This window comes from Cytobacillus depressus (genome assembly GCF_008923245.1).
In the GTDB taxonomy this organism is placed as follows: Bacteria; Bacillota; Bacilli; order Bacillales; family Cytobacillaceae; genus Cytobacillus; species Cytobacillus depressus.
In genome coordinates this window covers 26,798-51,348 of the sequence record NZ_WBOS01000007.1, presented here as the reverse complement: position 1 = coordinate 51,348, position 24,551 = coordinate 26,798, and the positions used below count along the sequence as shown (strand labels likewise).

Annotated in this window: 24 protein-coding genes; 22 read left to right on the top strand and 2 right to left on the bottom strand. The window is 38.0% G+C overall.

Annotated features, from left to right (window positions below; all coding sequences use genetic code 11):
- The first annotated feature begins 115 nt into the window (after positions 1-115).
- The 11 genes from F7731_RS15540 to F7731_RS15490 all read left to right on the top strand — a co-directional run bounded on the left by F7731_RS15540 (position 116) and on the right by F7731_RS15490 (position 11,844).
- Positions 116-1,213: an aromatic ring-hydroxylating oxygenase subunit alpha gene (locus tag F7731_RS15540; protein ID WP_151535700.1), complete on the top strand. Its 1,098-nt coding sequence runs from the start codon at positions 116-118 to the stop codon at positions 1,211-1,213.
- 91 nt (positions 1,214-1,304) lie between these two features.
- Complete coding sequence (locus F7731_RS15535; RefSeq protein ID WP_151535699.1) at positions 1,305-2,738, top strand: amino acid permease; 1,434 nt, start codon at positions 1,305-1,307, stop codon at positions 2,736-2,738.
- Positions 2,739-2,803: 65 nt separating this feature from the next.
- The gene (locus F7731_RS15530) at positions 2,804-4,144 is read left to right on the top strand and encodes a flavin monoamine oxidase family protein (protein WP_246197234.1); all 1,341 of its coding nucleotides are present in this window, start codon (positions 2,804-2,806) and stop codon (positions 4,142-4,144) included.
- A 328-nt stretch (positions 4,145-4,472) separates the two neighbouring features.
- Complete coding sequence (locus F7731_RS15525; protein WP_151535697.1) at positions 4,473-5,345, top strand: 3-hydroxyacyl-CoA dehydrogenase; 873 nt, start codon at positions 4,473-4,475, stop codon at positions 5,343-5,345.
- A 14-nt stretch (positions 5,346-5,359) separates the two neighbouring features.
- The gene (locus F7731_RS15520) at positions 5,360-6,130 is read left to right on the top strand and encodes an IclR family transcriptional regulator (RefSeq protein ID WP_151535696.1); all 771 of its coding nucleotides are present in this window, start codon (positions 5,360-5,362) and stop codon (positions 6,128-6,130) included.
- An 87-nt stretch (positions 6,131-6,217) separates the two neighbouring features.
- Complete coding sequence (locus tag F7731_RS15515; RefSeq protein WP_151535695.1) at positions 6,218-6,934, top strand: CoA transferase subunit A; 717 nt, start codon at positions 6,218-6,220, stop codon at positions 6,932-6,934.
- 4 nt (positions 6,935-6,938) lie between these two features.
- A complete protein-coding gene (locus tag F7731_RS15510; protein ID WP_151535793.1) occupies positions 6,939-7,577 on the top strand; it encodes a 3-oxoacid CoA-transferase subunit B in 639 nt (212 codons plus the stop codon).
- Positions 7,578-7,593: 16 nt separating this feature from the next.
- Positions 7,594-8,370 carry an enoyl-CoA hydratase/isomerase family protein gene (locus F7731_RS15505; RefSeq protein WP_151535694.1) on the top strand — a complete coding sequence of 259 codons (777 nt, stop codon included), beginning with the start codon at positions 7,594-7,596 and terminating at the stop codon, positions 8,368-8,370.
- A 13-nt stretch (positions 8,371-8,383) separates the two neighbouring features.
- Positions 8,384-9,532, top strand: a complete 1,149-nt coding sequence (locus F7731_RS15500; RefSeq protein WP_151535693.1) for an acyl-CoA dehydrogenase family protein — start codon at positions 8,384-8,386, stop codon at positions 9,530-9,532.
- 114 nt (positions 9,533-9,646) lie between these two features.
- The gene (locus F7731_RS15495) at positions 9,647-10,840 is read left to right on the top strand and encodes a thiolase family protein (RefSeq protein WP_151535692.1); all 1,194 of its coding nucleotides are present in this window, start codon (positions 9,647-9,649) and stop codon (positions 10,838-10,840) included.
- Positions 10,841-10,851: 11 nt separating this feature from the next.
- Positions 10,852-11,844 (top strand): hydroxyacid dehydrogenase, encoded by a 993-nt coding sequence (locus tag F7731_RS15490; RefSeq protein WP_151535691.1) that lies wholly within the window; start codon positions 10,852-10,854, stop codon positions 11,842-11,844.
- An 87-nt stretch (positions 11,845-11,931) separates the two neighbouring features.
- On the opposite strand, the gene F7731_RS15485 is transcribed toward F7731_RS15490, so the two are convergent.
- A complete protein-coding gene (locus F7731_RS15485; protein WP_151535690.1) occupies positions 11,932-12,381 on the bottom strand; it encodes an SRPBCC family protein in 450 nt (149 codons plus the stop codon).
- A 245-nt stretch (positions 12,382-12,626) separates the two neighbouring features.
- On the opposite strand from F7731_RS15485, the gene htpG reads away from it, so the two are divergent.
- Positions 12,627-14,507 (top strand): molecular chaperone HtpG, encoded by a 1,881-nt coding sequence (gene htpG, locus F7731_RS15480; RefSeq protein ID WP_151535689.1) that lies wholly within the window; start codon positions 12,627-12,629, stop codon positions 14,505-14,507.
- A 161-nt stretch (positions 14,508-14,668) separates the two neighbouring features.
- Complete coding sequence (locus F7731_RS15475; RefSeq protein WP_151535688.1) at positions 14,669-14,896, top strand: regulator of G-protein signaling domain-containing protein; 228 nt, start codon at positions 14,669-14,671, stop codon at positions 14,894-14,896.
- Positions 14,897-14,918: 22 nt separating this feature from the next.
- On the opposite strand, the gene F7731_RS15470 is transcribed toward F7731_RS15475, so the two are convergent.
- On the bottom strand, positions 14,919-15,944 hold the full coding sequence (locus F7731_RS15470; RefSeq protein ID WP_151535687.1) for an AI-2E family transporter: 1,026 nt from the start codon (positions 15,942-15,944) through the stop codon (positions 14,919-14,921).
- Positions 15,945-16,184: 240 nt separating this feature from the next.
- On the opposite strand from F7731_RS15470, the gene F7731_RS15465 reads away from it, so the two are divergent.
- From F7731_RS15465 to F7731_RS15425, 9 genes are all read left to right on the top strand, one after another.
- A complete protein-coding gene (locus F7731_RS15465; RefSeq protein WP_246197233.1) occupies positions 16,185-17,363 on the top strand; it encodes a metallophosphoesterase in 1,179 nt (392 codons plus the stop codon).
- Positions 17,364-17,566: 203 nt separating this feature from the next.
- Positions 17,567-18,673: an ABC transporter ATP-binding protein gene (locus F7731_RS15460; RefSeq protein WP_151535686.1), complete on the top strand. Its 1,107-nt coding sequence runs from the start codon at positions 17,567-17,569 to the stop codon at positions 18,671-18,673.
- A complete protein-coding gene (locus F7731_RS15455; protein ID WP_151535685.1) occupies positions 18,663-19,466 on the top strand; it encodes an ABC transporter permease in 804 nt (267 codons plus the stop codon). Before F7731_RS15460 ends, F7731_RS15455 begins: the two co-directional genes overlap by 11 nt.
- On the top strand, positions 19,463-20,266 hold the full coding sequence (locus F7731_RS15450; protein ID WP_151535684.1) for an ABC transporter permease: 804 nt from the start codon (positions 19,463-19,465) through the stop codon (positions 20,264-20,266). The genes F7731_RS15455 and F7731_RS15450 overlap by 4 nt, the downstream gene beginning before the upstream one ends.
- Positions 20,263-21,336: an ABC transporter substrate-binding protein gene (locus F7731_RS15445; protein ID WP_151535683.1), complete on the top strand. Its 1,074-nt coding sequence runs from the start codon at positions 20,263-20,265 to the stop codon at positions 21,334-21,336. The genes F7731_RS15450 and F7731_RS15445 overlap by 4 nt, the downstream gene beginning before the upstream one ends.
- Before the next feature lie 91 nt (positions 21,337-21,427).
- Positions 21,428-22,198: a divergent polysaccharide deacetylase family protein gene (locus tag F7731_RS15440; protein ID WP_151535682.1), complete on the top strand. Its 771-nt coding sequence runs from the start codon at positions 21,428-21,430 to the stop codon at positions 22,196-22,198.
- A gap of 101 nt (positions 22,199-22,299) precedes the next feature.
- Positions 22,300-22,923, top strand: a complete 624-nt coding sequence (locus F7731_RS15435) for a YhbD family protein (protein ID WP_151535681.1) — start codon at positions 22,300-22,302, stop codon at positions 22,921-22,923.
- 14 nt (positions 22,924-22,937) lie between these two features.
- Entirely contained in the window at positions 22,938-23,657 is a 720-nt protein-coding gene (locus tag F7731_RS15430; RefSeq protein ID WP_151535680.1) for a polymer-forming cytoskeletal protein, read from the top strand.
- Between the two features lie 18 nt (positions 23,658-23,675).
- Positions 23,676-24,395 carry a cytoplasmic protein gene (locus F7731_RS15425; RefSeq protein ID WP_151535679.1) on the top strand — a complete coding sequence of 240 codons (720 nt, stop codon included), beginning with the start codon at positions 23,676-23,678 and terminating at the stop codon, positions 24,393-24,395.
- Positions 24,396-24,551: the final 156 nt, after the last annotated feature.

Genomic DNA, 24,551 nt, shown 5'->3' with positions numbered 1-24,551 from the left:
CCCAAATTTTTGTTTAAAGTATACATATTATTTAGAAGACTTATTATTTACAATTAATTCATTATCTCTAGCACTTTATGTCATAATTTCTATCAATATTAAGGAGGTTTTTAAAGTGAAAAAGGTAGAACAAAGGGTGAGTGAAAAGCTGAGCGAAGCATATACATTGCCATCCTGGCTCTATACAAAGCCGGAAGTTTTAGACGTTGAGAAAAGAGTAATCTTCAGCAAGACGTGGCAATATGCAGGTCATACGAGCCAATTTACTAAACCAGGTGATTATATCACGATGGAAGTAGCCGATCGGCCGATTATCATATCATATGGCCAAGATGGAGAATTGCGCGCTTTTTATAATGTTTGCACACACCGGGCTGCAAAACTAGCAGAAGGAGAAGGAAATAAGCCAGTTTTCACTTGTCCTTATCACGCATGGACTTTCCGCCTAGACGGCTCGCTTCATAGAGCTCCGAATATGAATGGTGTTGAAAACTTTAATCATGAAGATTATTGTTTGAAAACAATTAGATTAGAAGTATTAGAATCCTTTATCTTTATTAATTTAGATCCAAATGCACCTTCTATGTCCTCACAATTTCCAGATCTTTTTCAACATGTTAAGAAGTATGATCTTGCTAGCTTTAAAAGAGTCCGCGTAAAGGAGACGATCTGCAAATCAAACTGGAAAATCGGCATCGATAATTACTTAGAATGTGATCATTGCTCGATCGTTCATAAAGCACTCGTTTCTAAATTGGATATGAATCAATACGAAGTTGCAATGTATGATAATTATTCCTATCAAGGCACACCACTAAAAGGGCTGACTGGGGATTTTGGCCTCGGACAAGGCGGAAGATATTACTGGCTTTATCCAAATACTTGGTTTTCCTTTGATCCGGGTCCTGCTAATCTATCCATCCACCAATCTATTCCAATCGATCATAAAACAACTAAGTATGTATATACGACATTCTTTAAAACAGATGAAATTACGAAGGAAGAAGAAGAACTCATGGCTATTGACGCGCTAGTAAGAAAAGAGGATCTCGATATTTGTGAGGTCGTTCAAAAAGGGTTAGAAACGGGTGTCTTTACGCAAGGCAGATTTTCACTGACAGAAAACTGTGTACACCAATTTCATCTACTTCTACAAAAAAATTTAGAAGGTGAACTGCCTTTAAAAACGGATAAACAATCGACTGCATTTTAAGAGACTAAAATTATTTGTCTAAAAATCACCTTTGTGTAAGCGCTTCCTGAAAATGATTACTATTCTTAAATGGAAGATAGGTGTATAAAAAATGGCAGTTACCCAAGAGAATCAGCCCGGGTTAAAACGCTCAATGAAGAGCAGACATTTATTCATGATGTCATTAGGCGGCATCATAGGAACAGGATTATTTTTAGGTTCTGGGTATGCAATTGGCGAGGCAGGCCCTGCCGGAGCGATATTTGCCTATTTAATAGGCGGGCTTCTCATGTATTTAGCGATGGTTTGCTTAGGGGAATTGTCAGTCTTTATGCCAGTTTCCGGGTCCTTCCAAGCTCATGCGACAAAGTATATCGGTCCTGCGACTGGATTTGTCGTTGGCTGGATTTATTGGCTAAGCTGGGCTTTATATGTAGGACTCGAGTTTGTTGCTGCAGGCTTATTAATGAAGAGATGGTTCCCTGATGTTCCCGTCTGGATTTGGTGTACAATCTTTATCATTTTACTGTTCTCCATTAATTCACTAACAACAAGAAGCTTTGCTGAAACTGAATATTGGTTTGCCGGAATTAAGGTTCTTGCAGTTATTCTTTTTATCATTATCGGCTTAGGAGCAATGTTTGGCTTCATTAATATGGAAGCTCAACCCGCACCATATTTCTCGAACTTCCTTGGAGATGGAATACTTCCAGCTGGAATGATCGGTGTGTTTATCTCGATGATGACTGTCATCTATGCCTTTCAAGGTTCAGAAATCATGGGGGTAGCAGCAGGAGAGACGGAAGAACCAGAGAAAAACATCCCGAAAGCGATTCGCAATATTGTCTTTCGGATTCTCATATTTTATGTTTTGGCGATGTTTGTCTTGTCAGCCCTCGTCCCATGGAAAGAGGCAGGAGTGCTTGAAAGTCCATTTGTTACCGTATTTGATATGGTTGGTATTCCGTACGCCGCTGATATTATGAACTTTGTTATTTTGACTGCCATTTTATCAGTTGGAAACACTGGATTATTTGCCTGTACGCGTATTCTTTACTCTCTATCCCAGAGCGGAATGGCTCCAAAGGTCTTCGGAAAATTAAATAAGCGCGCAGTTCCATCAAATGCATTATTAGTCACATTGGCCTTTGCACTACTCTCCCTGTTGACAAGTTTTGTTGCAGAGGATACGCTATTCGTTGTTTTACTTTCCATTAGTGGAATTGGCGGAACACTAACGTGGATGGCCATTGCGATGGCCCAAATCGGTTTCCGTAGGCAATACATTAAAAATGGGGGAAAAGTAGAGGATTTGAAATTTAAAGTCCGCCTCTACCCATTTATTCCGATCTTATGTATTGTTATGTGTCTATTCATCTTTGCTTTTACAGCCTTTGATCCGACACAGCGTACATCGCTCTATTGGGGATTCGGCTTTGTAGTTGCTTGCTACTTATATTATTATTTCATGTTTACTAGGAGAAACGCTGCTTTGCCTGTTAACACGGACGATCAAACTACTTCAGCTGTGAACGAAGAAATCTAAATATATAATCTTTGCAGTTCCATTAACGTGGAGCTGCAGTTTATTTTATGAAAGGGGATAGTTCTTTGGAGAAATTGCATAACTTTGACGTTATTGTCGTTGGAGGAGGATTTTCTGGGTTAACCGCAGCAAGAGAGCTACGATTATTAGGTCATAAAGTTCTCGTTTTAGAAGCACGAAATCGCATAGGTGGGAGAACTTGGGTAGATAACCGTTTGGGTTCAGACCTTGAAATGGGAGGGACGTATGTTCATTGGCATCAACCGCATGTTTGGACTGAGATCACTCGTTATGGTTTGGAAATTACCTCGGGACCGAAAGCTGAAAAAGTGTATTGGATTTCTGATGGAAAAACTTACTCTACCTCAACAGAAGAATTTAAGCAGAAATTGCGAAATACTGTTGAAAGATTAATGAGTGAGAGCAATAAGTATTTGCCTCTTCCCTATCAGCCTTTAAATTCTCCTTTAATGAAAGAAATGGATAGCATTACGGCTGAAAAGTTTATGAAGGATTTTGGCCTTACAAAAGAGGAATATGATATTTTACACGGCTGGGTCACTTCAGATTTTTGCGGAGCACCTGGAGAAGGCGCTGTTACCCAAATTTTTCGATGGTGGGCATTTTCACAGGGTAACTGGGATACCCATAGTGCAAGCGTTTCTGGATACAAGTTAAAACAAGGGACAAAAGCACTGATAGAAGCAATTGCTACGGATGCAGATGCTCACATACAATTTTTAAGTATTGTTAACAAGATTGAACAAACAGAAAATAGAGTACAAGTTATGACAACAGATGGTTCAACATTTATCGGGAAAGCTGTAATTGTCACGGTTCCACTTACAACATTGCAGAAAATTGAATTTCAACCAGCTCTTTCTCTTGAAAAACGGGCATCTTCGAAGGAAGGACAAACTTCAAAAGGAGTAAAGGTATGGGCAAAAGTGAAAGGGAAATTGGAGCCGTTTGATGCATTAGCACCAGGCAACTATCCTTTAAACTCTGTTCATTTGGATCGCTATCAAGGTGGTGATACCATCGTGGTTGGCTTTGGGCCAAGCGCCAATTGGCTTGATCCAAGTGACAAAATTGCAGTTGAAAAGGCATTACAGTACTGGATTCCGGACATTGAAGTAATTGAGAGCACAGGCCATGACTGGGTGAACGATGAATTTTCACTAGAAACATGGCCGATGTTGAAGCCAAATCAGTTAACTTCATATCATCAAGAATGGAATACACCTGAAAATGCTGTCTTCCTAGCGGGAACTACGTATGCAAACGGATGGGCTGGCTTTATTGACGGAGCTATAGAAAGTGGATTAACTGTAAGTAGAAGAGTACACAAATTTTTAACTGGTGAATTGACATTTTCCAAGAGACTTCCTGTTAGTAAAGGTTGACTATTAAAAAATGAATGCTTTACAAGGGGAAAAGAAAGGGCATCCCGATTAGCCGAAAATCGACTAATCAGGATGCCCTTGTATTTTCATCATTCCATATTTGAGTGGAAAGAAGGATGTGTATTTACATTCCTATCCTTATCATTCCGTTGGCTGAATAAAACCAGATAGATTCAATAACAATAAATCGATTTGTATGAATTGCTAGAAATATATAAATATTCAGTGAAATACCCTAGTATTTTTGTAGAATTTGTCCATAGATTTTAGAGGGTAATAAGATTGATAATAGGTTTATAAGGAAATTTTTGATGGAGGAGGATAATTAATGAATTTTCTTTCAGTAATTGGTTCTGGAACCATGGGAAGGGGAATCGCCTATACAGCCGCTTTAAGTGGTTTTCAAGTGACTTTACAGGACATTCAAGAGGAAAGCCTTTTATTTGCGAAAAATCAAATCGCTACGGAAATGAGAAAAAGTGCTGAACGCGGGTATGTGGATCCCGCAAAGGTTGATGAAGCATTAAGTAACATTCAATACACGACTTCATTAGAAGAAGCTGTGATTCATGCTGATATCGTGATCGAAGCTGTCTATGAAAACATCGCCTTGAAAATGGATATTTTCAAACAGCTTGATCGGCTTTGCCAAGAGCATACCATTTTAGCGTCGAATACATCTACATTAAGCCCGACGGAAATCGCTTCACAAACGAATAGACCCGATCGTTGTATCGCAATGCACTTTTTTAATCCGGTTCATAAAATGAAGCTGATTGAAATTATTCGAGGACTTGATACTTCAGATGAAACAGTGCAAAAAACGCAAGAAATCGGAGCAAAACTTGGCAAAGAAACGGTTGAAGTCAATGAGTTTCCAGGCTTTGTCACGAGCAGAATGAACTGTCTAATTGGAAATGAAGCAATGAATATGCTTATGGAAGGAGTCGCATCTGCCGAAGACATTGATAAAGCGATGAAGCTTGGATTAAATCACCCAATGGGCCCCCTTGAGCTAGCTGACCTTGTCGGTTTAGACACTCGACTAAGAAATATGGAATATTTGTATCAAACACTTGGAGAAAAATACCGGCCATGCCCATTGTTAATCAAGTATGTTAAGGCAGGCAGATTAGGTAAAAAATCCGGCCAAGGCTTCTATTCATATCAAACGGAACATAAACCTGTAAAGAATAAATAACATTGGGGATTGCGATGAACCAAAGTGTGATTAAAGCTTTAAGACTATTACAATATTTCACGTTGGAAAATCCGAAACGGTCACTGGCGGACATCTCAAAGTATTCTGGCTTGGCAAAACCGACCGCCTACCGAATGTTGAGGGCGCTGGAAGAAGAAGGGTTTTTAATGCGCAATGAACACAATTTGGAAGATAAAGACTATCAGCTTGGACTCCGTTTGTTTGAACTTGGCAATATCGTCGCGGAAGGAATGGAGCTAAGAAAAATCGCGCTCCCATATATGGAGGAGTTGCGCAATGAAATAAACGAAGTTGTGCATCTTGTCATTCTTGATCGGATGGAAGCCGTCTATGTCGAAAGGGTTGAGACTGATCGGCCGATGAAATTATTTACTCGTATTGGCTTGCGCACCCCATTATATGCAGGGTCGGCGCCCCGATTATTGCTAGCCTTTATGAAGGAACAGGAGCAGGAAGAAATTTTAAAAGAAATAAAATTATCCCCATTTACAGAATCAACCGTGAAAAACATCGATCAATTACGTGCACTTTTAAAAGAGATTAAAGCCAATGGCTATTCGATTAGCTATGGAGAATTCGTTTCAGGTACGTTAGGAATGTCTGTTCCAATCAAAAACCATACTGCTAACGTCATTGGATCATTGACAGTCGCGATTCCTGGCGACCATTTTCAGGAAGAAAAGACAAGCGAAATAATCGAGCGTTTACTATTAAAAGCTGAAGAGATTTCGCGAAAATGCGGCTTCACTTCTAAAGTCACTTAACCAACCTATCCTTGAATAGGTTATAAAAAACATCATTAAATGAAACGGCATTTCACTATTTGAAATGGCTGTGAAGGGGGGATTGAAATGGCTCAGCCCATCTATAAAGATAAATTTACGAGCGCAGAGGAAGCGATTGCCAATATTCAAGACGGCGACACGGTTTTAGTTGGCGGGTTCGGCCTTTGTGGGACGCCATTTACATTAATTGATACGATCGCCAAGCAAAATGATGCCAGAAATTTAACTGTTATAAGTAATAATCTCGGAGAAGCTGGCAAAGGTTTAGGAAAGCTGCTGCCAACTGGTCATTTAAAGAAAGCTGTCGGTTCATATTTCACTTCGAATCGGGATGCGGTGAAAGCGTGGAAAAAAGGGGAGCTTGAAATTGAATTAATTCCTCAAGGAACATTGGCTGAAGCGATCCGTGCTGGCGGGGCAGGCATTGGTGGCTTTTATATTAAAACAGCAGTTGGCACACATCTTGCTGAGGGCAAAGAAGAAAAAATCTTCAATAATGAGCGCTACATATTAATTGAAGGAATTCGAGGAAAAATCGCTCTTATTAAAGCTTGGAAAGCAGATCGACTTGGAAATCTGGTCTATGACAAATCGGCCAGAAATTTCAATCCGATGATGGCAACAGCTGCAGACTTGGTCATAGCAGAGGTCGATGAAATCGTTGAGGTTGGAGAACTGCATCCGGAGAGCATCGTGACACCTCATAACTATGTTGATTTGATCGTCCAAAGCAGCTACGAGAAAAAAGGTGGTGTTTACGTTGAAAAGCCTTCACGATATTAAAGTGATGATTGCAAAGCGCATCGCAAAGGAGTTAACAGGAGGATCGGTCGTAAATCTTGGTGTCGGTATACCAACATTAATCCCCGATTATTTAGAACCGAGCCAGCATGTATTTCTCCAATCCGAAAATGGGATGCTCGGAATGGGATCGACACCGCCAAATAGTGAAATCGATATGGATTGCATAAGTGCAAGCAAGCATCCCGTAACACTTGATCCAGGTGCTTCGATTTTTTCGAGCACCGATTCATTCGTTATGATTCGCGGCGGTCATATTGATGTTGCAGTGTTAGGCGCCTTGCAAGTAAGTGAAAAAGGTGAAATAGCAAACTGGGCAATTCCTGGATCCGATATTCTCGGCGTTGGCGGCGCAATGGATTTAATTCCAGGGGCCAAAAAAATTATCGTCGCTATTACCCATCAATCTAAAGACCTATCTCCTAAACTCGTAAAAGAACTTACCTATCCGAGCAGCGGAATTCGATCGGCTGAAATGGTTGTTACGGAAAAAGGTGTTTTTACCATAAAAGAGGGAGTCATGGTTTTAGAGGAAATCGCGGAAGATACGACTATAGAGGATATTAAAGCAACGACAGGGGCCCACTTTATCGTTTCTGAAAATTTGAAGTGTATGACAGTTTAAGAGAGGGTGGGAGAAATTGACCTATTCATATATTAAAACGGAAATTAAAGATAAAATAGGCATGATTACGATTAATCGGCCGGAGGTGCGTAATGCCCTCCATCTTGACACATTAAAAGAAATCGAATTCGTATTGGAAAGCTGGAGAAATAATGATGACGTGCTCGTCGTTATTTTTACAGGCGCTGGAGATAAGTCTTTTGCCGCTGGAGCAGATATTGTCCAGCTGCAAAAACGCACGATGCTTGAAGCTTTACAGCCAAATATGACAGCTACCTATAGGAAAATAGAAGAATACGAGAAAGCAACAATCGCGGCAATCAATGGTTTTGCACTTGGTGGTGGACTTGAGCTTGCACTCGCCTGTGATATTCGAATTGCCTCAACGAATGCAAAGCTAGGTCTTCCTGAATTAAATTTGGCGATCATTCCTGGTGCTGGCGGCACGCAGCGATTATCGCGGTTAATCGGAAAAGGGAAAGCGATCGAAATGATTTTAACGGGAGATATAGTAACAGCCTCTCAAGCAGAGGAGATCGGGTTAATTAGTAAAGCCGTATTGCTTGAAGAATTAATGGAAGAAGCGAAATTGCTTGCCGCAAAAATTTTGAAAAAAGGACCATTAGCTGTCCGGCTAGCGAAAACTGTTATCCACCAAGGGGCCGATCTCGATATGGGGACAGCGCTCTTACTAGAAAAATTTGCCCAAACCATTTTGATGGGATCTCAGGATAAAAATGAAGGCACGCAAGCCTTTTTAGAAAAAAGAGTACCAGAGTTTACAGGAAAATAGGGGGATAAGCCAAATGGACTTTAAATTTTCAGAAGATATCGAAATGTTGCGCAAAGTTGTAAGAGATTTTGTTCTTGAAGAAGTGGAAGAAGTTGCGATGGAGATTGAAGAACGGGATGAAATTCCCGAAAAAATCGTCAATATGTCGAAGGAGCTCGGTTTATTCGGGCTCGGCATTCCCGAAAAATATGGCGGCCTGGAATTAGATATGGTCGGTAAATGTGCCATTTATGAAGAGCTTGGAAAAACTCATAATGGCTTTACGACGCTCATTGGTGCACATACAGGAATTGGTTCTGTCGGAATTGTAGAGCTAGGTACAGATGAACAAAAAGAAAAATATTTACCGAAAATGGCAAGCGGTGAATGGATCGGTGCTTTTGCTTTAACGGAGCCAAGCGCTGGTTCCAATGCTGCAAACCTTAAAACAACAGCAGTGAAAAAAGGAGACCGTTACATTATTAACGGTTCGAAACATTATATTACAAATGCGGTCTGTGGTCATGTTTTTACAGTCATGGCGGTGACAGATCCTACAAAAGGTGCAAAAGGCATCACTTCCTTTATTGTTGAAAAGGACTTTCCAGGCTTTAAACTCGGGGCAGTTGAAAAAAAGATGGGCTTGCGTGGATCTCACTCGGCAGAATTATTTTTCGATAATATGGAGGTTCCGGTTGAAAACGTTCTCGGGGAAGAAGGGAAGGGCTATGTAAATGCCCTGAAAATCCTCGCAAACGGACGGGCTGGTCTAGCAGCAAGAAATTTAGGTTCTAGTGAAAAGCTACTCCAAATGAGCATGGACTATGCGATGCAAAGAGAGCAATTTGGCAAGCCAATTTTTGAACAGCAAGCCGTTCAGCATATGCTTGCTGATATGGCTATGGAAATCGAAGTGCTTCGCTCCATCACATACCGGGTTGCATGGATGAGCGATCAAAAAATGCGAGTTGTTAAAGAAGCGGCGATTGCCAAGCTTTATGGTTCGGAAGTTTATAATCGTGTAGCAGATTTAGCGGTACAAATTCACGGTGGCATTGGGTATATGAGGGATTATCCAATTGAGAGATATTTCCGTGATGCTCGGATTACGAAAATATATGAAGGAACGAGCCAAATTCAGAAAAATATAATTGCTAACGAGCTAAAACGAGAGTTCAAATAGTGGGTGTTCAAAAAGAAGGACTAAAAGAGCGGAGAAGCAAGCTGACGCGAAATTCGACAGCTTTTTTTCCCGGACTTTTGAACAACATATAATAGTGAAAAGGATGGAGAAGTCATGAGGAATATAGTAATTGTCGATGGGGTACGGACAGCCATTGGAAAAATGGGGGGAGCGCTAAAGGATATTGAAGTTGATACGCTTTCTGAAACTGTGATGAAGGAACTATTAAATAGAACTGGAGTAGAGGGCAGTGAAATCGAAGAAGTTGTTTGGGGCCATGCAAAGCAAAGTGCCGATCATCCGAATCTAGCACGCCTAGCCGCACTGAAAGCTGATATTCCGATTGAAGTTCCAGGATATACGGTACACCGGCAATGTGCTTCAGGACTGCAAGCCATTATTAATGCAGCACAGGAAATTATGTGTGGGAGCGCTGAAATTGTCCTCGCCGGTGGGGCGGAGAGTATGAGTACAGCACCTTACTATTTAAGGGGAGCCAGATATGGATATGGCGCCGGCAATGCGGAACTTGTTGATTCGAATACAGAAAGTCAGCCAAGATCACAGCCAATTAATACGTATGGGCATTTAACAATGGGGATGACAGCAGAAAATCTCGCCGAGAAGTATCAAATCAGCCGAGTGGAACAGGATGAATTTGCTTATAGCAGTCAGGAAAAAGCAGCTGCTGCCATTTCCAACGGGATTTTTCAAAGTGAAATCGTCCCAGTCGAAATTAAGAATCGCAAAGAAACCTTCCAGTTTGCCATAGATGAACACCCAAGGCTTACTTCGGTTAGTAAGCTTACTCAATTAAATCCAGTTTTCAAAAAAGGCGGAACGGTGACGGCTGGTAACTCAAGTGGAAGGAATGACGGGGCGAGTGCACTTCTAATGATGTCTGAAGATGAAGCAATCAGAAGGGGATTGCAGCCGCGGTTCCGATTAGCGTCGTACGCTTCTGCTGGAGTATCGCCAGAAATTATGGGGATAGGGCCAGTTCCTTCAACTATAAAAGCTTTAAAAAAGGCTGGTCTTACATTAAATGACATCGATTTAATTGAATTAAACGAAGCTTTTGCGGCACAGGCATTAGCTGTTATGAAAGAATTAAAGATTGATAGCAGCAAACTGAATGTCAATGGCGGTGCCATCGCGCTCGGGCATCCGATTGGCGGAACAGGTGCTATATTAATGACCAAGTTAATAAAGGAAATGGAACGAAGAGGAAGCCGATACGGACTTGTCACCTTATGTATCGGCGGGGGCCAAGGTTTGACAGCCATTGTTGAGAATATGAGAGTGTAAAGGAGTCCAGTATGACAAAGCCTAAAATATTACAAATCCTCTCCATGTATCATGAAGCGGGAGAAAAAATATTACAGGATGGCGCTGAAATTATTCGTACAGACAATATCGATCAAGCAAATCTCTGTAAACTAGTAAAGGATGTCGACGGAATCGTTCTGCGTGCCCCTTGCAAAATAACTAAAGAAATTATCGATGCAGCTGTCAATGTGAAAGTAATTTCTGGAGCAGGAGTCGGTTTAGACAATATTGATGTTTCATACGCTACTGAGAAGGGAATACCTGTCCTCCACGCTCCAGCTGTTAATAGTGTGTCAACAGCGGAGCATGCGGTTACGCTATTAATGGCATTAAGTAAAACGCTTATCCCGTTCCATACTGAGATGAGTAAAGGGAATTATGATTCAAGAATTCGTCTTAAAGCATATGAGCTTAAAGGAAAGCGGGCAGGCTTAGTAGGATTTGGCAGCATTGCTAAGGAAGTGGCCAAAAGATTAAAGAAAGGGCTGGAAATGGACGTCACCGTTTGGGTGCGAAAATATGATGAACAAAAGCATTGTTTCGCCAAAGAATTAGGGATTAACCTTACGACTGACTTAAATGAAATTTTTCAAACAGATGATTTCATCTCTCTCCACATTCCGTTAACAGCGCACACAAGAGGATTTATAAATAAGCACCATTTTGAACTTATGAAGCCTTCTGCCTATTTAATTAATACTGCACGCGGCGGAATTGTAAATCATGAGGATTTATATGAAGCATTAATCAATGGAAAAATTGCCGGCGCGGCCTTAGATGTCTTTGATCCAGAGCCGCCGCCGAAGGATCATCCAATTCTTACTTGCCCAAATATCATAGTCACTCCTCATGTAGGCGGAACTACGGTTGAGTGCAATTATAAGATGGCAACGACAGTAGCAACAAATTTGCTAAAGGCTCTAAATGGGGAAATCCCAAACAATATTGGAAATCCTGAAGTTATAAATAGAGCATTTAACTAATCAAGAGCTGTAGAAAATATTTGAACTTGGCGTATGCCAAGTTCTTTTCGGTTAATGGTTGACAATCCTTGTCCATACATTAGTAAATCATTTTTCGCCTTCAGCAACATTTTTTACTCGCTCTGTAAAATCAACAACAATTTTCTTGTTTGAAAGTAATAAGAATATATTTACAAACCACTTTAGAGCTTGATTAGAAACTGTATACTTAAATAATGTCTTTTCAGAGTTAATTTGAATTAGTTCATAATAAGCAGTTATATCAAACATGTTCGCCAAAACAAATCCAACTTTAAGCTTCTTATTTGTTGGCGAATTTAAATATTCCAATGTTTCAACATCATATTCTTGAACTCGATTACCCTCTTTATACTTTTGGCGATAAATGCTTCCAACTCCTTCATCGGTAATTCTTATTGGCTTATGTTCAATTACTTGTGGCATGATACTTTGCATATTCTCTAATGACCCATCTAGCAAATTCCATATTTTTTCTATTGGTGCTTCAATTTCTATTTCATGTGACCATGTTTTCATCTAATTAACACCCCTATATGAGTTATAAAAAAGTCTGATTCGAAAATAATGAAAAGCTTATAAATATTGACCTCTTAGGTAATTTTACCATATTTAATAAATTGTTCAATTGACAAGGTGATTTAAATATGGTATTTAATTGATAGGGTTAGCACTCTAATAGGAAGAGTGCTAAATTGGCTTATTGCCGATTACTATAGCAGATTTTCATACATAAAAATCAGGTCTTGAAGGGAGAGGACATTATGGGAAAAATTCAATTCCAAGCAGAATCTAAAAGACTATTAGAAATGATGATCAATTCCATCTACTCTCAAAAGGAAGTGTTCTTGAGAGAGTTAATTTCAAATGCAAGTGATGCGATTGATAAAATTTATTACAAAGCATTAACAGACGAAAACTTAATTTTTAACAAAGAAGATTATTTCATAAAAATAGTTCCAAACAAAAAAGATCGTACTTTAAGAATTATTGACACTGGTATTGGCATGACAAGGGAAGAATTAGAAACGAATCTCGGAATCATTGCCCAAAGTGGTTCATTAGCATTTAAAAAAGAAAATGAAATAAAAGATGGACATGATATTATTGGCCAATTTGGTGTAGGCTTTTATGCAGCTTTTATGGTAGCAGATGTTGTAACTGTAATCAGTAAAGCATTAGAAAGCGATCAGGCTTATAAATGGGAATCTGAAGGTGCCGATGGATACACAATCGTTCCTAGCGAGAAAGATGAAGTGGGCACGGAGATCATTTTAAAAATTAAAGAGAACCATGATGAAGAATCATATGATGAGTATTTAGACGAATATCGCTTAAAAGCCATTATTAAAAAATACTCAGACTTTATCCGTTATCCAATAAAAATGGATATTACAGGGAAACGTGCAATAGAAGGCAGTGAAAATGAATTAGAGGACTATATAGAGGAACAAATTATTAATAGTATGGTTCCGATTTGGAGAAAGAACAAAAATGAGCTAACGGAAGAAGATTATACTTCTTTTTATCATGAAAAACATTATGGTTTTGATCAACCTCTAAAGCATATTCATATTAGTGCTGATGGAACGATCCGTTACAATGCCATTTTATATATCCCAGAGAATATTCCATTTGATTATTACTCAAAAGAGTTTGAAAAAGGATTAGAATTGTATTCTAACGGCGTATTAATTATGAATAAATGCGCTGATTTGCTTCCTGACTATTTTAGTTTTGTTAAAGGCATGGTTGATTCCGAGGATCTTTCACTTAATATTTCTCGTGAAATATTGCAGCAGGATCGTCAACTACAACTCATTGCTAAAAACATTAACAAGAAAATTAAAAGTGAACTGCAAAGTATGCTGAAAAATGATCGGGAAAAATATGAAACATTCTATCAATCATTTGGCAGACAGTTAAAATTTGGCGTCTATAATGATTTCGGCACGCATAAAGAAGTTTTACAAGATTTATTAATGTTCTACTCTTCAACAGAAAAGAAGCTTGTCACATTAGATGATTATGTTTCTAGAATGCCTGAAGATCAAAAATATATTTACTACGCTTCAGGAGGATCAAATGAAAGAATTGCTAAGCTACCACAGGCCGAGCTTGTCGCGGAAAAAGGCTATGAAATTCTCTACTTTACGGATGATATTGATGAGTTTGCCATCAAAATGCTCATGAAGTATAAAGACAAAGAATTTAAGTCTGTTTCAAGTGCTGATTTAGGAATTGACGCAAACGAAAATAATCAAGAAACAGAAAAAGAGATGAATGAAAATAAAGATCTGTTCGACTTTATGAAAAAGGTCTTAACAGAGAAAGTAAAAGATGTAAGGGTATCTAAAAGATTAAGATCCCATCCTGTCTGCTTATCATCTGACGGCGAAGTAACGATCGAAATGGAAAAAATCCTTAATGCAATGCCGGATAATCAAAATATAAAAGCGGATAAAGTGTTGGAAATTAATATGAACCATGAAGTGTTTCAATCATTAAAATCCGCCTTTGAAAATGATAAAGACAAATTAACATTATATACAAATTTGCTTTATCATCAGGCATTGTTAATCGAGGGGCTGCCAATTGAAGACCCTGTCGAATTTACGAATGATATTTGTAAAGTAATGGTTTAAGTGCTTCTTCTCAAAATTATTACTTATATTAAGAGCTGCTGTCGCGGCTCTTTTTGTTTTAAAAATAACATTAAAACCCACGGATTTTATCATTAAATATGATATGATATAGGAAAATAAACCCAAACGGTGAACTCGTTTGAAAAGCATGAGGTGGAATAATGTTTACAGGAACTGTAGCAGTTGTAATGGTATTTTCAATTCCCATCATCGCAATCGTAACCACACATTTACAGAAACAATCAAAGATTAAACACAAAATCATTCAAGATCAAATTGAGCTGGAAAAATTAAAGCAAGAAAACTATTTAATTGAAACACAAAAAATGAAGCTTGAAATAGAGCAAATGCAGCTTGAGGATTTCAACAATAAACAGAAAATACTTTAGACAATTAAAAAGCAGAAAAGATTCAATGAATCTTTTCTGCTTTATTAGTTTTGATATCCATCACATCCAATACATCCAATAAGAAAACGAACACAGGAATTCCGACAACTAAACCCCAAATGCCAAAGAAATGTTCTGAGAAAATTAACACGATAAACGTATAGAAAACAGGCAAATTGGTTTTAGAAGACATGAGCTTTGGATTTAAGATGTACGCTTCTATTGAATGTATAACCATGATGACGATTAGAATGTAAACAACCTGCATAATTCCGCCAATGGTATAGGCAATGGCACATAAAGGAATGAGTGAAATAATGACACCCGCTACAGGTATTAATCCAAGGAAAAAAATCAAGATGGACAAACCCATCAGCTGTGGAAAGTCCATGATCCATAGCGCTAAAGTAGTAAGGCCGCAGTTGACTAGAGCAATAATAAATTGAGCTTCAATTACTTTTCCAAAGGTTAAGACAAATTTTTTCGCAAAAAATTCTATCTCATTATAGAATGGGGCAATTTTGCTGTGTTTAAATTTTGCAGTGAATTCGATAAGCTTTTGTTTTTCTAACAGGAAGAATAAGCTTAGAACTAGTGACATCATGATCTGAATACCGATTTTACTCATTCCGCTAAAATATCTTAGTAAAAACGTAAAGCCTTGTTCTAAATAATTCGAAATTCGATTCGTCTCAATCATGCTAAGCACGTAATTGATAAGAATATGATCATGCTGCTGAGTTAAGAAAAGCTGAAGCTGGGTAACGAGCTGAGATATTTCTATTATTATGATAGGTAAATATTTAATAATCCCAATGGACAGTAGCCCGATAATGATTAAATATGATATGACTACTGTGAGTTTGCGATTAAGCTTGAATTTATTTGATAAAATATTCACAAGCCGATCCACCAAAAAGGAAATTATGAATGTGATAAGAATCAAATTCATCATACTTCTTACCATATACAAAATAAATACTAAGATTGAAAATATAAGTAACCGTTTTAATGCATTATTATTAATTAACGAACGGATCGTCTCCATTTTATGTACTATTCCCCCAATGCCAATGATGTTTAAATTCCCTGAATTAATCACTCCCTTTATTTTATAATATTTTTATATATATTCATAATGATTTAGATAAATTTTTGAATCATTTTCTCATTATACCTTGATGTCACGATAAATTGTATTGATTTTGAAAAGTGTGAGCCCCGAAATCCTGATTATTATTCTCTAACTTAGAGAAAATAAGTAAACAAATAGGTAAGGGGTGTTTAGATGAGCCGGATAAAAATTATGTTCCAATTCTTTCTAATCATCAATATGATACTCATTGCCTTACATCGGACAAATGCTCAAGATTTAACGGAATCGAATATACGCCTACGCATATTAGAAACAACTGATTTACACGCCCATATTTTAGGCTATGACTATAAGAAGAATAAACCACGCCTTAAATTCGGTTTAAGCAGAGTGGCATCGCTAATAAAAAACGCACGGTTAGAGGAGCCTAACTCTCTTCTATTTGATGTTGGTGATGTTTTAGTAGGAAGCGAATTAGATGAATATGTGTACAAAAGCCATTATTTGAAACTTCATGAGAAGCTAGTGCCGCTTGGAACACTTGAGCCTCTGACACATCCAGTTATTAAAGCGATGAATGCATTGCATTATGATGCAGCCACCGTTGGGAATCATGAATTTAACCATGGACTTGAATTTTTGTACGAAAGTATTCGCGGGGCACAATTTCCTTATGTGAATGCCAATATTTATATTGATGACCAAAATAATATTGATAACGACGATTTAAATTATTTTAACCCTTTTACGATATTGGAGAGGGAATTTACTGATTCGAAAGGGAATAAGCAGCAAATCAAAGTAGGAGTGATCGGCTTTCTAACCCCCATTGCAGCTGAGTGGGATAAGCGGTACTTTAAAGGAAGATTAAAAATAAAAAACATAAAGGATACGGCTGAACATTTCATTCCGATTATGAAAGACAATGGAGCTGACATTATTATTGCACTCGCCCATGTCGGTCTCCAAGCAGATAAAGGATTAAAAGATAGAAAAAGAAATTCAGTGTATGCATTAAGCGAAGTGAAGGGGATTGATGCCGTCCTTTATGGGCATAGCCATTCACTTTTTCCGATGAAAGGGACAAAGGAAGGGAATGGCTCTGCTCCGAGTACCATTCGCGGTGTTCCCGCAGTGCAAGCAGGTTATTGGGGCAATCATCTTGGCATCATTGAATTGCAATTAAGTAAGGTGAATGGAAATTGGGTAGTAAAAAGCAGTCAATCTGTAGTAAAACCAATATATCGAACGATAAAAAATAAAATCATTCCTGTTGTAAAAGAGGATCTAGAAATCTTGAAAGTAATGGAATTAGATCATAAGGAAGTCATCAAATATTTTCACAGGCAGAAGAAGAGTAAATCGCAATAGTTTAAGTACGATTTCTCTGCCAAATTGGCTTGATTTATGTTCAGGAAAGGAGATCTGCCTTCAATACAATTTTCCTAAAAATAATCTGCATGAATGAATAGGAATATGGTATTATTACGTTTGAATGTTTTTATACAATCGTTCGATTCATTTCGACTTTTATCAACATTACATGAAAATATTCTTACATAGAAGGGGATAAAATGACTAATAATACTATAATTCGTTTCGAACATGTGACAAAACAATATGATGATGATCCTCCCGTTTTAAAAGAGGTAAGCTTTGAAATTGAAAAAGGGAAATTTTATACTCTTTTAGGCCCGTCAGGATGTGGAAAAACAACCATCCTGCGCTTGATTGCAGGCTTTATTGAACCTTCTTCGGGAAAGGTTTTTATTAATGAAAAACTAGTGAACGATGTACCTGCGAATAAGCGCCAAGTGAACACCGTTTTTCAAGATTATGCATTATTTCCTCATTTAAATGTCTTTGAAAACGTAGCATTCGGATTGCGCATTAAAAAAATGAAGAACAATGAAATCGATCGAAAAGTAAGAGAAGCCCTTCGTTTTGTCAATCTCGAAGGTTATGAAAATCGCGAAATAAGAGAAATGTCTGGTGGTCAGCGTCAGCGTGTCGCTATTGCTAGAGCAATAGTGAATGAGCCAGAGGTTATTCTTTTGGACGAGCCTTTATCTGCTTTAGATTTAAAGCTTCGTACGGAAATGCAATATGAGCTTCGTGAGCTTCAGCGCAGATTAGGTATTACCTTCATCTTCGTGACACATGATCAAGAAGAAGCGCTGGCGATGTCAGATGAAATTTTTGTTCTCAATAACGGAATAATTGAACAGAGCGGGACGCCAACTGATATTTATGACGAGCCTATTAACCGCTTTGTCGCAGATTTCATCGGAGAATCTAATATCGTTCCCGGAATCATGAGACAAGACTTTTTAGTTCAGTTCACTGGAAAAACATTTGATTGTGTGGACGGTGGTTTGAATCCGAATGAAGCTGTAGAAATTGTCATTCGACCAGAAGATTTAGAAATTACGAAGCCAGATCAGGGCAAACTTCGTGTACAAGTGGATACGCAGCTTTTCCGTGGTGTTCACTATGAGATCAGCTGTTATGACCAAGATGGCAATGAATGGCTCGTTCATTCAACGAAAAAAGCGACAGTAGGAGAAGAAATTGGCCTTTACTTTGATCCAGAAGCGATCCATGTTATGAGACATGGCGAAACAGAAGAGGAATTTGATAAACGCTTAGAAGCATATGATGAGGGAAGCAATGAAAACTAAATCCCGTAATCTTTATTTAATTCCTTATGTTATTTGGATTTTACTCTTTGTCGTAACGCCGATTCTCCTAGTCGTTTATTATTCGTTTTTTGATATTGAAGGCCAGTTTACGTTAGCTAATTACAAAAAGTTCTTTACGCCAGTTTATTTGAAAATGACGTTTAGTTCATTTTGGTATGCATTTTTAATTACATTATTTTCATTGATCATTGCTTATCCGACAGCTTATTTATTAACGAAGACAAAGCATAAACATCTATGGCTTCTTTTAATTATTCTTCCTTCATGGATCAATTTATTGCTGAAGGCATATGCGTTTATTGGTATTTTTGGCACTTATGGGGCAGCGAATAGCTTTCTTGAAGTGATAGGAATTGGCAGCAAGCAGCTGTTATTTACCGATTTTAGCTTTATATTTGTCAGCGTGTACATTTTTCTTCCGTTTATGATTTTGCCGATCTTTAATGCATTAGATGAATTAAATCCTTCATTGATTGATGCGTCTAATGATTTGGGTGCGTCACCGTGGACAACCTTCACGCGTGTCATTTTCCCATTGACAATAGATGGGGTAAAGTCAGGCTGCCAAGTTGTCTTTATTCCAGCTCTATCTTTATTCATGCTTACTAGACTAATTGCTGGAAACCGTGTTATCACGCTCGGTACAGCAATTGAACAGCATTTCCTCGTCACTCAAGATTGGGGAATGGGTGCTACAATTGCTGTGTTCTTGATTATTGCCATGGTTCTCATAATGGTATTAACTGGAAGAAGAAAGAGGGGAATCTTATGAAGAAGAAAATGAAGCTTTCGGCCGTTTATTTGGCGATCATCTTTCTCATTTTGTATGCCCCGATATTTTATTTAATGTTTTATTCATTTAATAGCGGTGGAACGATGTATCGTTTCGAAGGCTTTACTCTTAATTGGTACCGTGAGCTGTTTGATGATACAAGGTTATTAATCATTGTCCTAAACACAGTAATCATCGCCCTATTATCTGCAGCGATTTCTACCATCCTAGGGGTTGCCGGTGCACTGGCGATTTATTATGCAAGAAGACAAAGAGTGAAAAACACATTGCTTTCATTAAACAATGTTCTCATTGTCAGTCCTGATGTTATCATCGGAGCATCCTTCTTAATACTATTTACGATTATTGGCATTAAGCTTGGCTTTGTTTCCGTTTTATTTGCCCATATTGCCTTTAGTGTACCAATTGTCGTTATTATGGTGCTGCCAAAAATTGAAGAAATGAGCACATCAATGATTTATGCGGCTCTTGATTTAGGGGCAAGCCGCTGGGATGTATTAACGAAAGTGATTTTGCCATATATTACTCCAGGTATTTTTGCAGGTTTTTTCATGGCATTAACATATTCATTAGATGACTTTGCGGTTACATTTTTTGTGACAGGTAATGGATTTACAACACTGTCTGTTGAAATTTATTCACTAGCAAGACGTGGGGTTTCATTAAATATTAATGCCTTATCTACATTATTGTTTATATTTACAATGATCCTTGTCATTGGGTATTACTTTATTACGAAGCGCAATAATCGTCCTGCTGGATTGGGGGTTAAGAAATGAAACAGCTGATCCGTGCACTAGCTGCAGTCATAATTGTTTCGCTTTGTTTAATCCTCATCGTGAATAGGCTTAATTCTGCACATGGATATACGAGCGGAAACACGCTAACGATTTTTAACTGGGGAGATTATATCGACACGGATTTAATTAAAAGATTTGAAAAAGAAACAGGCATTAAAGTCATTTATGAAACATTCGATTCAAATGAAGCGATGCTGACGAAAATTGAACAGGGCGGAACTTCATACGATATTGCTGTGCCTTCAGAATATGTAGTTGATAAAATGATTAAAGAGGATTTGCTCATTCCACTAGATCATTCGAAGTTACCAAATCTCGAATATATCGATTCCAGGTTTATGGACCTCCCGTTTGATCCAGGAAACAAATATTCAATTCCCTATTTCTGGGGTACAGTTGGTATTGCCTATAATAAAAAAATTCTAGGAGATATCGAAATAACGAAATGGAATGACTTATGGGACCCAAAATTCAAAAATCAAATCTTAATGATTGATGGAGCCCGTGAAGTGATGGGTATGGGCTTAAACAGCCTGGGCTATTCTTTAAATGATACAAATAAAGAACATCTGTTGGAAGCAAAAGAAAAGCTTGATTTACTTACTCCGAATATTAAAGCCATTGTGGGAGACGAAATTCGATTGTTATTGGAAAATGGCGAGGCAGGAATTGGTCTTCTCTGGTCCGGAGTAGCCCAAGAAATCATGTGGGAAAATGAGGATGTCGAATATGTGGTTCCTAAAGATGGATCAAATATATGGTCTGACAATATGGTTATTCCAAAGACATCAAAAAATCCTGACGCCGCTCATAAATTTATCAATTTTATGCTGGATCCTGAAGTTGCTGCACAAAATACGGAATATGTTGGTTATTCTACACCAAATAAAGGTGCACTACAATTTATGGATGAAGAAATAATTAATGACAGACGATTCTATCCAGATGAAGAAATGACGGCTAAGCACGAAGTATACGAAAACCTTGGGAAAAGAATGCTTGCTTATTATAATGATCTCTTCCTAGAATTTAAAATGCATCGGAAATAATTTTATTAAGACTGACTAAGAAATTTAAACTAGTCAGTCTTATTTTTTTTGCAAAAATGGAGAATCTATTAGAAAAAAGAGGTGAGCATTTATGAAGTGGGCAATCAGTATGTTTCTTTTCCTTTTTACTTTTAATCAGCCAGTAATAGCCGAATCTCCTGTAATGAAAAAGGAATTGGCCATTGTCATTGACGACCTTGGAAATAATATGAAAGGGACTGAGGAAATCTTATCTCTTCCGATTACTTTAACAGCAGCCATCATGCCTTTTATGCCGACGACAAAGCAAGATGCTGAGCTAGCGAATAAAAACGGTCATGACGTCATTGTTCATTTGCCGATGGAACCGAAAAGGGGAAAGAAAAGCTGGCTTGGCCCTGGCGCTATTACGACAAACTTAAGCGATAAAGAAATTAGAGAACAGGTTGTAGCGGCGATTAAAGATGTGCCACATGCGATTGGCATGAACCATCATATGGGCTCAAAAGCAACTGAGGATGAACGGGTTATAAGAATTGTCCTTGAAGTTTGCAAAGAATATGGCCTGTTCTATCTCGATAGTAAAACGACAGGGAAAAGCGTTGTTGGAAAATTAGCAGCAGAAATGGATGTGCCATTTTTAGAGAATAATTTATTTTTCGATGATGTTTACACGACTCAACATATTTCGAAACAAGCCAATTTATTAGCGGGCAAACTTGAAAAAGCAGACCGGCTAATCGCGATTGGACATGTAGGTGTCTCAGGGCCAATGATGGTCAACGTCTTGAATGAATATATCCCTGTTTATAAAAATAAAGCCAATATCGTACCATTACATGAGTTTATTCCAGAATTAAAATTAATTGATAAAAAGCTATAAAATGTTTAAGCCGCATATTCGTTATGCGGTTTTTTTGTGGAAAATTTTATTTACAGCGTAACATTGTTATGTTACATTATTGCAAGAAAGGAGAATTCGATATGAATAAGGAGTTAATTTCGAAAAAAGATTTATTAGAAATAACGGATATTTCGTATGGGCAGCTCTACCGCTGGAAAAGAAAACGGTTAATTCCGGACGATTGGTTTATTCGGAAGTCCACATTTACCGGTCAGGAAACGTTTTTTCCGAAAGATAAAATATTAGATCGAATTGAGAAAATCAAAGATATGAAAGACAATTTATCATTAGATGAATTAGCGGATATGTTTTCTCCATCGCTCGGAAATTCGCAATTTTCCAAGGAAGATATATTAGATCGTAACATTGTTTCGATGGAGGTGCTAGACATATATGTTCAGCAGAATGAACATGTGAATCATTTTTCGTTCGAACGATTATTACACATTTATATCCTTGAAAAGCTGCTGCAAGCTGGAGAAATTAATTTAGATGAAGGGAAACTTGTTTTACAAACTTTAGCTGATTTTAGCGAAAAAACAAATCAAAAATTGTGCAAGATCATCTTTACAAGAAAGCTCGGAGTTTCTTCATGTATGCTGATCTGCAATCCAGAAGGGCTTTATTTTGACCGCGGAACAAAAGTTGTTTTTCAGTTGCCTGTTCAAACATGTATTGAAGAGTTAAAAGCAAAAATTATTTGAATGGAGGACGCGTAATGGATTTTGAAAAAAAAGGAGATTTATTAATAAATGGCTTCGGCAGCTCGAATGGGGGCCATTTTGAAAAAGTATTGATTAATGGGAAAGGAACAGTTAATGGTGATTTACAGTGCCGCCAATTTGAAATAAATGGAGCAGGCACTGTAAATGGAAGGGTAGAAAGTCACTCCCTTGAAATAAAAGGCCATGGAAAAATTGCTGGAGATGCCGTTTCTGAAAAGATGACGATTGAAGGCAGCGGATCCGTGAGTGGCAATGTGACCCCTCAATCATTAAGAGTTTCGGGAACTTTATCAATTGGCGGAAATGTAAATGCCGATGAAGTGAAACTACAAGGAAAGATAAGTGTCGGCGGTGATTGCGAAGCGGAAAATTTTGCAGCAGAAGGTAAATTTTCTATCGGAGGATTATTAAGTGCTGAGCATATTCACATTCAAACGTTTGGCGATTGCAAAGCAAAGGAAATTGGCGGACAGACAATTACTGTGAAAGAACAAAAAAATGTCGTAATGTCCCTTTTAAAAAAGGTGTTGAGCTTTACTTTGCAGGCTGATGTAATTGAAGGGGATGAAATTACGCTTGAAAATACGAAGGCAAAAATTGTCCGAGGGAAAAATGTAACCATTGGCAAAAATTGTGAAATTGGGTTAGTAGAATATAAAGATAAGTTTTATGTAGAAAATAATGCAATCGTAACAAAACATGTACAAATTTAGAGTATGGGAGGATTCAAAATGGGAGAAAAGCAAAATTTAGTTATAAACGGTTCTGGCAGCTATGGTGGCGGTGCTTATCATAAAATTAAAATTCACGGGGAAGGCACCATCACAGCTGACTTTCATTGCGACACCTTCAAAACATATGGTACGAGTTCCGCTTTGAAGAGCGGAGAAGCGAGGAAATTCACTATTTTTGGTGAAACCGTCATCCACGGAAATCTCACATGTGAGGAAATGAAAATTTTTGGCACTGCCAATGTAGGAGGGAGTGCAATTATCGAAAAAGCAAGTGTTTTTGGCACACTTGATGTTGGGGAGAGCTTTCAAGGCGAGGAAGCAAATATTAAAGGGAGTCTTTCCGTTAAAGGGGATACTGAATTTGAGAAATTTAATTCAACAGGAAACTTTCACATTGGGGGCTTGTTAAACGCTGATTCCATTCAAATCAGTTTGAGATTTGATACAAGTAAAGCTGATGAAATGGGAGGAAATAAAATTACGGTAAAGAAAAAATCAGCTATTTTTCCATTCTTCAAAGGAGAGGGGACACTGGAAGCCCGTATGATTGAAGGAGATGAAATTTCTCTTGAAAATACGAAGGCAGATATTGTAAGGGGGAGAACAGTTGTCATAGGAACTGGTTGTGACATCAAGCTTGTTGAATATGAATCAAAATTAACTGTCGATAAAGACTCTACTATCTTAGAACAACGAAAAACTGGAAAAGTGTTATAAAATGAGATTCAACCAAGGAGACCGTCCACATTCCGATCTGGTTAGTCCCGCAACGAAGCGAAGTTAGAAGAGGTGGACGGCCTTACATTTAGTATATGAAGTAAATTAAAAATGAATACAAAATATATGGAAAAAATCAATATTTCTTGGGAAAGC

Excerpts from the sequence above, each read along its gene's own strand:
- F7731_RS15430 (WP_151535680.1), top strand. The coding sequence starts at position 22,938 with ATGGATTTTGAAAAAAAAGGAGATTTATTAATAAATGGCTTCGGCAGC.
- F7731_RS15500 (WP_151535693.1), top strand. The coding sequence starts at position 8,384 with ATGGACTTTAAATTTTCAGAAGATATCGAAATGTTGCGCAAAGTTGTA.
- F7731_RS15475 (WP_151535688.1), top strand. The coding sequence starts at position 14,669 with ATGTTTACAGGAACTGTAGCAGTTGTAATGGTATTTTCAATTCCCATC.
- F7731_RS15455 (WP_151535685.1), top strand. The coding sequence starts at position 18,663 with ATGAAAACTAAATCCCGTAATCTTTATTTAATTCCTTATGTTATTTGG.
- F7731_RS15525 (WP_151535697.1), top strand. The coding sequence starts at position 4,473 with ATGAATTTTCTTTCAGTAATTGGTTCTGGAACCATGGGAAGGGGAATC.
- F7731_RS15510 (WP_151535793.1), top strand. The coding sequence starts at position 6,939 with ATGATTGCAAAGCGCATCGCAAAGGAGTTAACAGGAGGATCGGTCGTA.
- F7731_RS15495 (WP_151535692.1), top strand. The coding sequence starts at position 9,647 with ATGAGGAATATAGTAATTGTCGATGGGGTACGGACAGCCATTGGAAAA.
- F7731_RS15520 (WP_151535696.1), top strand. The coding sequence starts at position 5,360 with ATGAACCAAAGTGTGATTAAAGCTTTAAGACTATTACAATATTTCACG.
- F7731_RS15535 (WP_151535699.1), top strand. The coding sequence starts at position 1,305 with ATGGCAGTTACCCAAGAGAATCAGCCCGGGTTAAAACGCTCAATGAAG.
- F7731_RS15445 (WP_151535683.1), top strand. The coding sequence starts at position 20,263 with ATGAAACAGCTGATCCGTGCACTAGCTGCAGTCATAATTGTTTCGCTT.
- F7731_RS15485 (WP_151535690.1), bottom strand. The coding sequence starts at position 12,381 with ATGAAAACATGGTCACATGAAATAGAAATTGAAGCACCAATAGAAAAA.
- F7731_RS15465 (WP_246197233.1), top strand. The coding sequence starts at position 16,185 with ATGAGCCGGATAAAAATTATGTTCCAATTCTTTCTAATCATCAATATG.
- F7731_RS15435 (WP_151535681.1), top strand. The coding sequence starts at position 22,300 with ATGAATAAGGAGTTAATTTCGAAAAAAGATTTATTAGAAATAACGGAT.
- F7731_RS15515 (WP_151535695.1), top strand. The coding sequence starts at position 6,218 with ATGGCTCAGCCCATCTATAAAGATAAATTTACGAGCGCAGAGGAAGCG.
- htpG (WP_151535689.1), top strand. The coding sequence starts at position 12,627 with ATGGGAAAAATTCAATTCCAAGCAGAATCTAAAAGACTATTAGAAATG.
- F7731_RS15470 (WP_151535687.1), bottom strand. The coding sequence starts at position 15,944 with ATGGAGACGATCCGTTCGTTAATTAATAATAATGCATTAAAACGGTTA.
- F7731_RS15440 (WP_151535682.1), top strand. The coding sequence starts at position 21,428 with ATGAAGTGGGCAATCAGTATGTTTCTTTTCCTTTTTACTTTTAATCAG.
- F7731_RS15460 (WP_151535686.1), top strand. The coding sequence starts at position 17,567 with ATGACTAATAATACTATAATTCGTTTCGAACATGTGACAAAACAATAT.
- F7731_RS15450 (WP_151535684.1), top strand. The coding sequence starts at position 19,463 with ATGAAGAAGAAAATGAAGCTTTCGGCCGTTTATTTGGCGATCATCTTT.
- F7731_RS15425 (WP_151535679.1), top strand. The coding sequence starts at position 23,676 with ATGGGAGAAAAGCAAAATTTAGTTATAAACGGTTCTGGCAGCTATGGT.
- F7731_RS15490 (WP_151535691.1), top strand. The coding sequence starts at position 10,852 with ATGACAAAGCCTAAAATATTACAAATCCTCTCCATGTATCATGAAGCG.